This is a genomic window from Cobetia sp. PS-4MA (assembly GCF_057670765.1).
Genome location: NZ_CM173107.1, coordinates 1553106 through 1566326 on the forward strand (window position 1 = coordinate 1553106; position 13221 = coordinate 1566326).

Consider the following 13221-nt stretch of genomic DNA (forward strand, 5'->3'; position numbering starts at 1 on the left):
CTGACCACGCCATGGCATCGCACAATGAAAACCGTGTCATGGAAAAGGGGCCTCCAGATGGAGGCCCCTTTTTTTCGTCTTGCGGTCAGCCGGGACAGCATCATCAGGCCAGCAGTGTCTCCAGCGCCTGGGCGACGCGCAGCAGCGCCACATCCTGGCCCTGGGGGCGTGACAGCATCAGGCCCAGCGGTTCCTCGTTCTGTGGTGCCGGCGCGGGAATCGAGATCGAGCTGGCATCCAGATAGTTGAAGACGCTGGTGTTGCGCAGCGCACGCTTGTTGAGCTGGGCAAACAGCGCGCCATCCTGCTCCAGCAGGTCACGACGCGGGGCACGCATGGCCACGGTCGGCATCAGCACCGCATCGACATCCTGCACCTGCTGGGCGAAGCGTTGCTGGATGGCGGTGCGCGGCCACAGGCGCGCCAGATACTCGCTGGCCGTGATGTCACGCCCGCCATTCAAGCGTTCGGCGATCAACGGATCATACTGATCTTCATGGGCAGCCAGCAGTTCGTGATGCACGGCGGCCGCTTCCGGAATGACCAGGCCGCCGCGCTGATTGATGGCGTAAGCGGCCTCGATGGCCTCGACCGGCGCACGCTGGACGCGAACACCCAGCCCCTCGAGTCGTTCCAGCAGGGCGGCGAAGTCGGCGGCTACATCGGCGTCCACTTCACTGACCAGCTCGCTCTCCGGCACCAGCAGCGTCAGCGGGCGAGTGAGGGGCGTCGGGTCAGCGACCTCACCGCTCAGGACTTCCCACAGCGTGCGACAGCAGGCGACGCTGGGCGCGATGGGGCCGATACAGTCCAGGCTCGGTGACAGCGGAAAGGCGCCATCTCCCGGCACGCTGGCCTGTGACGGCTTGAAGCCCGTCAGCCCACAGAAGGCCGCCGGAATCCGCAGCGAGCCGCCGGTATCGCTGCCCAGGGTCGCCGCGGCCAGCCCGAAGGCGACGGAGGCCGCACCGCCGGAGGTCGAACCGCCGGTGATGCGCTTGCCATCGAAGGGGTTGGGCGGCGTGCCGACGTGCGGGTTGAGGCCAAGACCAGAAAACGCGAACTCGCTCATGCTGGTGCGACCGGCGTGCAGAATGCCGGCGGCTTTCAGGCGGCTCAGCGCCGGAGCGTCCTGGTCGGCTGGGTGTCTATCTGCCAGTGCGCGCGAGCCTGCCAGCGTCGTCATGCCGGCCTCATCGAAGAGATCCTTGATCGAGACAGGGACCCCTCCCAGCGGCAACGACGTCGCAGCCGCCTTGGGTTGCTGCTGGGCCGCTGCCTGCGCGCTCATGACCGCGTCATCGCGGCTGATGATGCTGTGGCTGGCGGTCTCGCCCAAGGCCTGATGGCGCTCGGTAAGCACCGTGGCAGTCTGCTCGGGACCGAAACTGCCTGCCTGATAGGCGGCCAGCAGCTGAGTCAACGTACGCTGGCGGGGCGAGCGCGCCCAGAATTCACGGGCGTTGTCCATCTTCACGCGCTCAGCGCTCATGCCTTCATCACTCATGCCACCACCTCAAGTTCTTCCACCTCGTAACGGTGCTCGATGCGACGACCCGTCTGCGGGTCGATCAGGCGCATGGTAAAGCTCGGGCTGGGGCGGATGCCACCGATCGCCGGCACGGTACCGCACAGCAGCACGCTGTTGGGGGCCAGGCTGCCATCCTTGGCGATGGCGGCGGGCAGGCGCTCCATCAGAGTGGCGACCGGCAGCAGCTCGGCGAGGGTGCCCTGCTGGTAGCGCACGGTCTTGCCGGCGTCCTCGATCTCGCTCTCGATCTCGAGGCTGTCCCAGTGATCGATGACCTCACTGAGCTTCCAGGCGTGGCGGGCAATCGGCTTGGCGCACAGCTGCTTGGATTCGGCGACGCCGACGGCTTCGAGCTTGCGGTCGGTGTGATCCGAGGCAATCGTCACCCACAGAGTGCCCTCGGCGTCGCTGACCAGACAGGTCTCGACCTCACCGGAGCCTTCGCCGCCGAGCATCGCGACCTGAGAGGCCTGGGTCAGCGTCTCGCGGCTCACGCGGTAGAACAGCGGAGTCTGGGAGGGCGGTGCCACACCCAGCAGCTTGAGCTCGTCGATATGGTGCTGCACGCCTTCCTGGTCGCGTCCGGCCCAGCCGGCAATCGCGACGCGCTGGATATCAAGGGTGAATTCGCCGTTGTCATGGGTAAAGGTCAGCATGGTTTATCGCTCCGTTATCGGGGTTGTCTTTGTTCTTTGAAAAATTCTTGAATGAACGGTGTGGCGCCAATGACACCTGCCGGCTTGCCAGCAGGTGCCAGGCTAGAGCAGGTTTACAGTGCCGAAGGCAGCCACAGCGCGATCTGCGGAAAGGCCACCAGCAGCGCTGCCATCACCAGCATCGCGCCCAGATACGGCAGGGTGCCGATGATGACGTCGGCGAAGGCTTCGCCACGCCGTGAGGCCTGCACGATGTAGAGATTCAAGCCGACTGGCGGGGTGATCAGCGCCAGCTCGACGAACAGGATCATCACGATGCCGAACCACACCTTGTCGTAACCGGCCGCGACGATCAGCGGGGTGACGATGGGAATGGTGATGACCATCAGCGACAGGGTCTCGATGAAGAAGCCGAGCACGATGAACAGCGCGATCACCGCCATCAGCAGCGCGAAGGGACCCAGGTCATAGGCTTCGAGCAGGCCGGTGACCTGCTGGACCATGCCGGAGGACGCCAGCGCAAAGTTGAGGAAGGAGGCCGCCATGATGATGAACAGGATCATCGAGGTGGTCTTGACGGTGCCGTCCAGCGCGCGGCTGATCATCGACAGGTTCAGCGAGCGGTTGATGGCGGCGAGACCCAGTGAGGCCAGCACGCCGATGGCGGCGGCTTCGGTGGGCGTCGCCCAGCCAAGATAGATGGAGCCGACGATGACGATGAACAGCACCAGCAGCGGCAGCAGGAACGACAGGCTCTTGAGGCGGGTGCTCCAGCTCGCGCTCTTGCGCGGGCCGCCCAGCGATGGCTTCCAGACACACAGCAGCAGCGAGGCCAGCATGAACAGCGCTGCCAGGCCGAGGCCCGGTACCAGACCGGCCATGAACAGCTTCGGGATGGAGGTCTCGGTCAGGAAGCCATAGACGATCAGGTTGATCGACGGCGGGATCAGGATGCCGAGGGTGCCGCCCGCGGCGATGCTGCCGCAGAACAGCTTGGGGTCGTAGCCGAGCTTCTTGCCCTGGGGGAGTGCCACGGTCGAGACCGTCGCCGCTGTGGCTACCGAGGAGCCGGAGGTCGCCGAGAACAGCGCCGAGGTGGTGATGTTGGCGTGCAGCAGACCGCCCGGCAGCCACGACAGCCAGTGGTCCATGGCGCGGTAAGCCTTCTCGGCGATGCCGGCGCGCACGATGATCTCGCCCATCAGCACGAACAGCGGAATCGCGATCAGCAGGAAGGAGTCCGTGGCAGACCACAGGTTCTGGCCCAGCGCCTTGGTCAGCGGGAAGAAGGAATAGAACTGGTCGATCCCGAAGGCGAGCAGGAAGAGGGTGACCGCAACGGGAATGCCGGCCAGCAGCAGGGTGAGGATACCTACCGAAAGAAAGCCCAACATCAGCGTGTCTCCTTGGTCGTGGAGGCCGCCTGGGCCAGAGCCCCTTCGCTTTCTCCGTGATCGGGGCCGGCCAGTGTCTCCAGCGTGGTGGTATCACGCAGACAGGCGGCAACGAGAACGCGCAGTCCCAGCACGCTGGTGGTGATCGCGAACCAGGCGTAACCGGACAGCCACAGCAGCTGCGGAATCCACAGCGGTGTCGCCAGCGGGGTATTGGCGGTGGAGCCGTTGCTCAACGACTTGCCGAGCACCGGCCAGGCATTGATCAGGATCACCCAGGCCACCAGGTTCAGCGCCAGCATCGCGAGGATATCCAGGGTGTGGCGCGAGAAGGCCGGCAGCTTGCCATGCACGACATCGATACGGATGTGGGCACGCTCCATCAGGGTGTGGGACAGCCCCCACGCCGAGAGCATCGCCAGCACATAGCCGGCATATTCGTGCACGCCGGGCAGCGGATGATTGAACAGTTGGCGCATGAGGATTTCCGCGCCGATGAAGACCACGACGGCCAGCAGCAACAGGCCCATCAGGCGTGCGGCGTGGCGCGATATCGCACGTGTCAGGGACACTAGGATATCGAGTGCGTGAAGGAAGGAGTTCATGAGTCTGGTCCTGCTGGGGCGGTGAACGACGCTGATCCGTGCCAATCAGGCGAGGTGCGGGCGTTCAGCGCCGTGTCTCTGGGGAGCATGTCTGCCGTGTCCGGGCAGGGCGGGGCTATCGGCCCCTGCTCGCGAACAGCCCTTCGCGAGCAGGGGCCGTTGGATCACTCCGCGGTGGCGGTCAGGCCGACGACCTTGCCGACACTCTCGTTCCAGGCCGTGCGCGTCTCTGCATCGACACGTGCCGCCCAGGCAGGCAGGACGGTGTCTTCAAGCGCCGCACGTGCGCGTTTGGCATCGTCATCGCTGAAGTCGACCAGCGTCATGTCGGCGCTCTTGCCCAGCGGGCAATCGCCTTCGCCAGTCAGACAGGCCACGCCACGCGCGGTCTCGCCACGCGCGTTTTCCCACACCGGCGCGGTGAATTTGCTGTCCACCTGTTGCTGGATCAGCGTCTGGCTATCAGCTCTCAGGCTCTGCCACTTGTCCTGATTGATGGCGGTGATCACGTAATCCCAGCCGCCCAGCGGCAGCGGCATCAGGTGGCTGGAGACTTCGTGCCAGCCGGCGCTGTAGCCGGAGAGCGAACCGGTGACGGCGCAGTCGATCACGCCACGTTCCAGGGAGCCCGGCACCTCGTTGAAGGCGATGTTGAGGCTCTGCGCGCCCAGCGCCTCGATGAACTCACCGGTGGAGCGGCCACTGGCACGTACCTTCTTGTCCTTCAAACCATCTAGCCCTTCGATCGGGGTATTGCAGAACAGTACCTGGGCCGGATACGGCACGATCGCCAGTACATGGCTGTTGAAGCGCTTGTTCATGGCGGATTCGGCCAGTGGGCGGAAGGCTTCGGCAACCTTATGGGCCTCCTCGGCCGTCGGAGCCATCATCGGCAGATCCAGGCCTTCGAGTTCCGGCGCGTCCGACACGGTGTAATCCGCCACGGTCATGCCGACATCGAAGACGCCATCGCCCAGGTAGCGATAGACGTCGGAGCCGGGAATGCCCATCTGGTCTAAGGTGGTCACCTGGGTGCTGAGCTCACCGCTGCTGGCAGCTGGCAACGTCTCGCTCCAGAAGGGCTTCTCGAACTGACGGTTGAGCTCAAGGCTGCTCCAGCTACCTACCACGTTGAGGGTGTCGGCAGCATTGGCGCTACCGGTAGCGGCGAGCGCGAGACCAAGGGTGGAGAGGGCAAAACGTGTCTTCATGGGAGTCACCATTGTTGTTGTGCATCTGGTGTTATCGAAAGAATCTGACGGTCTTGTCTGTTGCGGAGCAGGTCCGTGGCTCCCACAAGCAGTCATCCGTATTTGAGGCGATGATTGGGGATATCGGTGATCAGCATGTGGCCCGGGCTGTGTGCGATGGCCAACGGCAGGCGCGCATTCTCCAGCGCCAGTTGTGGCGTGACGCCACAGGCCCAGAACACCGGCAGGTCGTCTGTCTCAAGCGTAGGTGCATCGCCGAAGTCGGGGGTGTTGATATCGGAAATGCCGATCAAGGCGGGGTCACCCAGATGGACGGGCGCGCCGTGTACGCGGGGCATGTCAGTGGTGATCTGGATGGCGCGAATGGCATGCGCCGCCGACATCGGGCGCAGGGACACCACCAGATTGCCGTGGAAACGTCCGGCATTGATCAGCGGAATGTTGGTGCGATACATCGGCACGTTGCGCTTCAGGCGCGCATGGCGAACCTCGACGCCTTCGTTGAGCAGCGCTTCTTCAAACGAGAACGAGCAACCGATGGAAAACGCCACGAAATCGTCCTGCCACAGGGCGGCGATATCCGTGCGCGTTTCTTCACGCTTGCCGTGACGGTAGATGTGATAGGCGGGCAAGTCATGACGCAGGTCGATGTTCTCACCGAGCCCTGTCGGGACGGGAGAACCGACGGCCGTGACATCCAGCAACGGGCAGGCCTTGGGATTGGCCTGGCAGAATTGCAGAAATTCGCCGGCAGCCTCGGCTGGCAGAATGATCAGGTTGGTCTGGGCAAAGCCTGCAGCGATACCGCTGGTGTGGCTGGCCCAATGACCGCTGCGGATCTGCTCGCGCGCCTCGCAGGGGGACGACGCGGCACTGAGAAGTGTCTGGGGCATCGTGGGGGCTTCTTGTGAAGTTGTTGTTGTCTGTCTTCACCATAAGAAGCGCACCCGGATAAATCCAATCGATTTTTATCGAGTCAATACATCGGAAACTCCTTTCATGTGGTGTGTGAAATGGCCCGTCGCAGGCCCGTGAGATGTGAGCGAGACAGGAACAGCGGGAGCAGGAACAGGAACATGAGGAATACGAGAGCGTCGTGGGCAGACAGCGATGCTCAGGACAGGCGTGAATGAGCCTCCTGATCCTGGCGGGCTATCTCGATGGCAAGCTCGCAGACCCCTTCGGCGAGGGCGCTTTCCATGTGGGTCGGCCAGGAGGCGGTGAAGGTCAGTTCGGGGAGGTCGCAGGGCAGGCTGAGCAGGGTGCCCTGGCGGATTTCCTCGGCGACGATGCGCGGCGGGATGGCGCCGACGCCGAGGCCATCCAGCGTCATGCGCACGATGGTCCATAGCGAGCTTGAACAATGCAGCTTCACGTCATCGAGTCCCATCTGATGCAGCATGGAGCCAAGTTCATGGTGCGGCCGGCTGTTGCGGGCAAATGAGATCAGCGGCAGAGCATTCAAGCGTCGCAAGGAGAAGTTGTCTTCGGTGAAGCCCAGCGCGGGGCTGATCACGAAGCCCATCGTGTAGCTGCAGAGAAACCGATTGAGCACACTCTCTGCCGTTACCGGCCCCATCAGAAAGGCGAGGTCGATATCGCCGGCGGTGAGCATGGCGGCGAGTCCCGGGGAGCTATCGACCTCGAGTTCCAGGGTGAGGTCCGGGTAGCGGCGCGCCAGTTCGGCCAGAAAGCCGGGCAGCCAGCTATGGGCGACGGTCTCGACGACACCCAGTCGCAGCACGCCCTGGAAGGGCGTATTTAACTCCATCATGGATAGCGCTTTCTGGCGCGCTTCCAGCAGCGCCTCGGCGTGGCGATAGAATTCGCGCCCCTTGAGCGTCGGCTGTACCGGTCGGCGAGTGCGCTCCAGCAGACGGGTTTCCAGGGTGGTTTCCAGCTTGTTGATACGTTCGGAAATCGAGGGCTGGGTCAGATGCAGGTGCTGGGCGGCCAGCCGGAACGATCCCAAGCGGGTGATCCACACGAAGGCTTCCACTTCCTTGAAATCGAACATGGCCAGATCCTGTCTCAATGGATGATGCACCCCTGGGCCCACACTATCATTCGCTGAGAAATTGCGTTCTCTGTTGCTTGTGTTCCGGTACGATGTGAGGCATCAAGAGATGGTTGATTTTCATGAAAAGGAATGATGATGAAGACTAGTATGCGACTTGTCAGCCTGGTGATGTTGAGCGCCCTTGTAATGGCAGGGTGCAGTTATACACCGGCGCGGATCGATGCCGAACCCATTATCGAGATCGGTGATGGACACCATGACCACAAGCGTGGAGGCGGCGACTTCTGTCCGCCCGGGCAGGCCAAGAAAGGCAACTGCTGATCACGTCGAACTACAAGGAGCCGCCCAAGCGGCTCCTTTTTCGTTGTCGATCACTTCACGATATGGGCCTCTGGAGTCGCTTGAACTGCAGGGATATCCTGAGTGATCCGAGTCTTGCCTCTTCCTCCACTGCTGCTGGCGGGTACTGTCTCCATGCTCAATCCCAAGGCGTTGACGGCGCTGAATGAAATCATCCGCCGGGGCTCACTGCGGCGAGCGGCACGGCATCTGAATCTTGACCCTTCCGCGGTCAGCCGCCAGATCAAGCAGCTGGAAGAAGAGGTGGGTGTCGCGCTGTGCGAGCGCTGCGAGACGGGCATGCGTGCGACCCAGGCCGGGGTGTTGCTGCTGGATCACTTTCATCGTCAGCAGGCGGCGGAGGCGGCAGCGCTCTCGCAGTTGAGCGCCTTGCAGGGGCTGCGCAGCGGTGAGGTGCGAATTGCGGTGGGCGAGGGCTTCATCGCTGACCTGATCTCGCTGCCCTTGCAGAGCTTCATGGCACGTCATCCCGGCATCGAGGTCGTGGTGCGCATGGCCGGAGTGAATGAGGCGACTGAGCTGCTGCGCGACTTCGAGGTGGATATTGCGCTGCTCTACGCCCCGCCTGTCGATCCGATTCTTTGTTGTCATGTGGAGACCTGCCAGCCGCTGGATCTGATCGTGCCGGCGAAGCATCCGCTACTCGAGATCGCAGAGCCGTTGACGCTTTCGCAGGTAGCGCAGTGGCCGCTGGCGCTGATCGATGAATGCACCGGCATGCGTCAGATGGTCAATCAGGCGGCGCAGCAGGAGCGCGTTTCGCTGCGTGCGCAATTACGCACCAATTCCGTGTCGGTGCTCAAGAATTTCGTGCGTTCGGGGATCGGCGTGACCTTCATGCCGGAGTTGAGCGTGGTGGAGGAGCTGCGGCGCGGCGATATCTGCCTGTTGCCGATGCAGCACCCCGCACTGGCGACGACCCGTGCGCAGATCTGTACGCGGCGTGGGCGGGAGATGACGGTGGCCGTCGAGGCCTGCCTTGCCCACCTGCAGAAAGGGTTGCGGTTCTTCACCGCAGACGCGCCACGTCTGCTTGGCATGTGACGTCCGCTGCATCCAGTGCTTGCGCATCCTCGTATAGGGGCAGGGCAGGGTGACAACTCACGATAACCCTTCCTGATGCAAGGACTTCCTCCGATGCTGAGCCCCCTCAAGAAAGCACTGGCGCTGGCAGCGCTTCTTTTCAGTCTGCAGGCCCAGGCCTATGAGATAGAATCTCTCGGAGATGGGCTCTATCGCTTCATCGATGATCGCCACCGCTCCGTGTTCATGATTACCGATCAGGGCGCGCTGGTGACGGACCCGATGAATCACGCTGCGGCGAGCTGGTTGAACAACGAGATCAAGGAACGCTTCGACACTCCGGTTCGCTATGTGGTGTATAGCCACAACCACAGTGATCACATCTATGGCGGCGAGGTCTTCGACACCCCGGAGACCATCTTCATCGCGCACCGGCTGGCAGCTCAGGATTTCGCCAATACCCGGGCGCAGGCCGTGCCGCCGGATCTCGTCTTCGATGATGAAATGACCTTGCGACTGGGCGGCAAGGAAGTCCAGCTGCGCTATCACGGACCGAATGACGGGCGCGGGTCGATCAGCATGTACTTCAAGGACCACGCCACGATATTCGTGGTGGACTGGATCGTCATCGGACGCATGCCGTGGCAGAAGCTCTGGAGCTACGATATCCAGGGCATGATCAACTCGACGCGTGAAGTGCTGAAATACGACTTCGATACCTTCGTTGGCGGGCATGCCGAGATCGGTGATCATGCCGATGTCGAACGCTATCTGACGTATCTGGAGTCACTATATTCCCAGGTGACGGACGGCATTCTCGTCGGCAAGTCACTTGAGAAGATCCAGCAGGAAGTCGATCTCTCCGAGTACAGTGATCTGGCCCAATATGAGGAGTGGGTCGGCCTCAATATCGAAGGCGTGCATGAGCGCCTGATGGAAGAGTCCGGTATGGGTTGGCGCAGTGATCTCAAGGGGGTGCATGCCCACTGACGATGTAGCGCCTCGTCAAGCCCTGCTTCGATCAGCACAGCCTCGCCGTGTCATTGAAATGGCCCCGAAAACTCCGGTTTGCGGGGCCATCCTGGTCTTTGGGTGCGTCAGGTCTGTGGGAACGCCAAGCCAGATTTGGGCTTGTCTGGTCCAGTAGGTGTGGACGAAAAAACAACACCTGCATGATTGATTAGTCTACAGCGACAACGCTACTTTCGACGTGTGGGAGCAACGCTCGATATTTGGCTGGCCACAGTGCCATACCCCCGGGACGGCGTTACTCCCGCTGCATACCACCGATATTTACAAAAACAAAAGGGAATCCACATGTCCTTGTCCAAGACATCTCTGCTGCGCAAGACGCTTACCGGTTCCACTCTGGCGCTCAGCCTGCTGGCGGCCAGCGTGCAGGCCCAGACCATCAATCTCAGCTATAACGGCGCACCGGATGCCGACAAGAATGCCGTGCACGTTTTTGCCAGCAACCTGAAGACGCTGGTGGAAGAGAAGACCGATGGTGAGCTGGAGCTCAAGCTCTACCCCAACAGCATGTTGGGAGAGGAGCAGGAACGTATGGAGCAGGTCATCAGCGCACCGAGCCTGAACATCGCCTCCTTCGCGGGCATGGCTCCCATCGTGCCGGAAGTCTATGTCAGCGCCACGCCGTTCATGTTCGACGGCTTTGATGAGGCGCGTCGTTTCTTCGATGAAGGTCAGTACTGGCAGCAGGTGCAGCAACTGTTCAGTGAGCGCACCAACGGCGCCGAGATTCTGGCCGTCGTGGAGGAGGGGGGCTTTCTGGCCTTTACCAACGACAAGCGTCCGATCACCAGCCCCGATGACTTCGAGGGGCTTCGCTTCCGCGCCATGGACCCGAGTCAGGTAGCGCTCTATGAGGCCTTCGGCGCCTCGGGTACGCCGATTCCGTGGACGGAAGTCTACATGGCGCTGCGCACCGGGGTGGCGGATGGTCAGATGAACCCGCCTATGTACATCCTGCTGGGCAGTCTGCAGGAAGTGCAGAAGTACCTGACGCTGGCCAACATCCAATACTCGGATCAGTTCCTGGTCGCCAATGGTCAGCTGCTCGAGAGCCTGTCTGACGAAGAGCGCACCGCACTGCTCGATTCAGTCAAGGAAGCCAATGCCCAGGCCCGTCAGGACAACCAGAGCCAGGTCGAGTCACGCATCGCCTTGCTTGAAGAGCAGGGCATGGAAGTGATCCGCCCGAGCGAGGCAGACCTCGAGGCATTTCGCAGCAAGGGCCAGCCTGCCTACCTCGAGTGGCTCAAGAGTCAGGACATCGCACCAGAGCTGATCGATACCGCGATGAAGGATGCCGGTCTCTCTTCATGAGGGGCATGTGAGGCGCGCGGTTTCCACAGCGCTCAAGTGCCCAGGCGTGACTCGACGTCAACGCCTCTCGACGTCAGCGCCTCTCGACGTGAGAGAGCCCTGGGCCTGATGAGCTGATGGTGCAGTCCCCCCGATGCCCGGGCAATGTCGTCCGGGCATCGGGGCTCTGATTCTCCCTCCATTCTGGTGGATTGCGGTAAATGACTTCCATGACTCCTTCACGACTGTCTTCCTTCAGGGAAGGCCTGCTGCATGCCTGTGGCCGCGTGACGCTGGCGATTGCGGCGATGCTGCTGGCTTCCACGGTGCTGATCATGCTCTACGGCGTGGTGATGCGCTATGTACTGGGCGGCGCGCCCATCTGGGTCGATGAGCTGACCCGCTATCTCATCATCGCCAGTGTCATGCTGGCGATCGGCGTCGTCTGGGCAGAAGGGGCACACATGCGCGTGGCGCTGCTGGAACGGCGTCTGCCTCCGCGCATGGCCAGGGGGCTGATCCATTACCAATGGTGGCTGACGCTCGTATTGATGGCCGGCGCGACCTGGATGACCTGGCACTACGCCATGTCGGCGAGCATGTTCCGCACCATGGGGCTGGGCATCAGCCGCAGCGTGCCGATGCTGTCGATGCCGATCGGTTTCGCGTTGATCACGGCCCAGGTGCTGTTGCATGGCCCACGGCCGCTGAGATCCCAGACACTGGAGATCGCACCGGACGAGGAGCTCGCCGACCTTCCGGCGCATGATGACAAGACAGGAGGGCCGCGCACATGATCTGGGCAATGCTGGCCATCTTCGTGGTGCACGTCCTGCTGGGCCTGCCGCTGTTTCTCTCCCTGCTCGCCACCGCCGTGACCGGCTTTCTGTTCATCGATATCTCGATGCTGGAACGTCTCGGACCACAGCAGTTCTTCGGTGGCATCAATGCCTTCTCGCTGATGGCGATTCCGCTGTTCATCCTTGCCGGCAACCTGATGAACATCAGTGGTCTGACCGAGCGCCTGATGCGCCTGGCGCGGCTGATGGTCGGGCATCTGCGCGGTGGCATGGGCCACGTGAACGTCGTCTCCAGCGTCTTCTTCGCCGGCGTCAATGGCTCGGCGGTCGCCGATACCTCCGCGCTCGGCTCGCTGCTGGTGCCCGCCATGCGCAAGGAAGGCTATTCGACGTCCTTCGCCGCAGGCCTGACCGCAGGCAGCTCGTTGATCGGCCCGATCATTCCACCCAGCATCTTCATGATCCTCTACGCCTCGCTGACCAATACCTCCGTGGGCAGCCTGTTCCTGGCCGGTGTCGTGCCCGGACTGGTATTGGCGGTGGCGTTCATGGCGATGAATGCCTGGTATGCCCGTCGGCATGGCCTGCAGGCGCGCGGTCAGGCACCGGCACGCAGTGAAGTGATCTCGGCAATCATCGGCGCGCTGCCGGCACTGGTCGCGCCGGTGATCATCGTCTCCGGTATCGTGCTGGGCATCGTGACCCCGACGGAATCCGGCGCCTTGATCGTCGCTTACGTTCTGCTCTGCGGGTTGTGTCAGGGGCCGCTCAAGCTTGTCGAGGTATGGGGTGCCATCAAGGATACCGCGCGTCTGACCAGTGCCATCTTCGTGATCATGGCGGTGTCGTCCATCGTCAGCTGGCTGCTGTCCTATGCCCAGGTGCCCAATCAGTTCGTGGCCTTGCTGACGCCCTACATCGACAGCCCGATCCTGATCCTGTTGCTGCTCAGTGCCATCACCTTCGTCACCGGCATGTTCATGGAAGAGGTCTCGGCGCTGATGCTGCTGACACCGATCTTCGTGCCCGTGGCCATGGCCGCCGGCATCGACCCCGTGCATCTGGGTGTCATCATCACGCTCAATATCACCATCGCGCTGATCACGCCGCCGATGGGGGCTTGCGTCTTCGTGGCCGCCGCGGTCAGCAAGCTCGAGATCACCTCACTGTTTCGCACCATCTGGCCCTTCGTGCTGGTGGCGGTCGCGGTACTGCTGATGCTGATCGTCTTCCCGCCCTTAACTCTGTGGTTGCCGACCCTGTCTGGATAACACCTCATGACGTCATCACTGACTT

General features: G+C 62.3%; 12 protein-coding genes. 5 read left to right on the plus strand and 7 right to left on the minus strand.

The window, feature by feature from the left end:
- Positions 1-103: 103 nt before the first annotated feature.
- The 7 genes from AC26AR_RS06670 to AC26AR_RS06700 all read right to left on the minus strand — a co-directional run bounded on the left by AC26AR_RS06670 (position 104) and on the right by AC26AR_RS06700 (position 7414).
- Complete coding sequence (locus tag AC26AR_RS06670; RefSeq protein WP_417286304.1) at positions 104-1507, minus strand: amidase; 1404 nt, start codon at positions 1505-1507, stop codon at positions 104-106.
- The gene (locus tag AC26AR_RS06675; protein WP_176503723.1) at positions 1504-2187 is read right to left on the minus strand and encodes a DUF2848 domain-containing protein; all 684 of its coding nucleotides are present in this window, start codon (positions 2185-2187) and stop codon (positions 1504-1506) included. Before AC26AR_RS06675 ends, AC26AR_RS06670 begins: the two co-directional genes overlap by 4 nt.
- Positions 2188-2300: 113 nt before the next feature.
- A complete protein-coding gene (locus tag AC26AR_RS06680; protein ID WP_175090280.1) occupies positions 2301-3581 on the minus strand; it encodes a TRAP transporter large permease in 1281 nt (426 codons plus the stop codon).
- Positions 3581-4186, minus strand: a complete 606-nt coding sequence (locus tag AC26AR_RS06685) for a TRAP transporter small permease subunit (RefSeq protein WP_175090279.1) — start codon at positions 4184-4186, stop codon at positions 3581-3583. Before AC26AR_RS06685 ends, AC26AR_RS06680 begins: the two co-directional genes overlap by 1 nt.
- Before the next feature lie 164 nt (positions 4187-4350).
- On the minus strand, positions 4351-5397 hold the full coding sequence (locus AC26AR_RS06690; RefSeq protein ID WP_175090278.1) for a TRAP transporter substrate-binding protein: 1047 nt from the start codon (positions 5395-5397) through the stop codon (positions 4351-4353).
- 92 nt (positions 5398-5489) lie between these two features.
- Complete coding sequence (locus AC26AR_RS06695; protein WP_175090277.1) at positions 5490-6290, minus strand: putative hydro-lyase; 801 nt, start codon at positions 6288-6290, stop codon at positions 5490-5492.
- Between the two features lie 221 nt (positions 6291-6511).
- Positions 6512-7414: a LysR family transcriptional regulator gene (locus AC26AR_RS06700; RefSeq protein ID WP_175090276.1), complete on the minus strand. Its 903-nt coding sequence runs from the start codon at positions 7412-7414 to the stop codon at positions 6512-6514.
- Between the two features lie 438 nt (positions 7415-7852).
- Here AC26AR_RS06700 and AC26AR_RS06705 point away from each other — a divergent pair, with 438 nt between their 5' ends.
- The 5 genes from AC26AR_RS06705 to AC26AR_RS06725 all read left to right on the plus strand — a co-directional run bounded on the left by AC26AR_RS06705 (position 7853) and on the right by AC26AR_RS06725 (position 13196).
- A complete protein-coding gene (locus tag AC26AR_RS06705; protein WP_254627162.1) occupies positions 7853-8821 on the plus strand; it encodes a LysR family transcriptional regulator in 969 nt (322 codons plus the stop codon).
- 93 nt (positions 8822-8914) lie between these two features.
- Positions 8915-9790, plus strand: a complete 876-nt coding sequence (locus tag AC26AR_RS06710; protein WP_175090275.1) for an MBL fold metallo-hydrolase — start codon at positions 8915-8917, stop codon at positions 9788-9790.
- A gap of 327 nt (positions 9791-10117) precedes the next feature.
- Complete coding sequence (gene dctP / locus AC26AR_RS06715; protein WP_404626998.1) at positions 10118-11146, plus strand: TRAP transporter substrate-binding protein DctP; 1029 nt, start codon at positions 10118-10120, stop codon at positions 11144-11146.
- Positions 11147-11346: 200 nt separating this feature from the next.
- On the plus strand, positions 11347-11922 hold the full coding sequence (locus AC26AR_RS06720) for a TRAP transporter small permease (protein ID WP_254627161.1): 576 nt from the start codon (positions 11347-11349) through the stop codon (positions 11920-11922).
- On the plus strand, positions 11919-13196 hold the full coding sequence (locus tag AC26AR_RS06725) for a TRAP transporter large permease (protein WP_077377007.1): 1278 nt from the start codon (positions 11919-11921) through the stop codon (positions 13194-13196). The genes AC26AR_RS06720 and AC26AR_RS06725 overlap by 4 nt, the downstream gene beginning before the upstream one ends.
- The last annotated feature ends 25 nt before the right edge of the window (positions 13197-13221 follow it).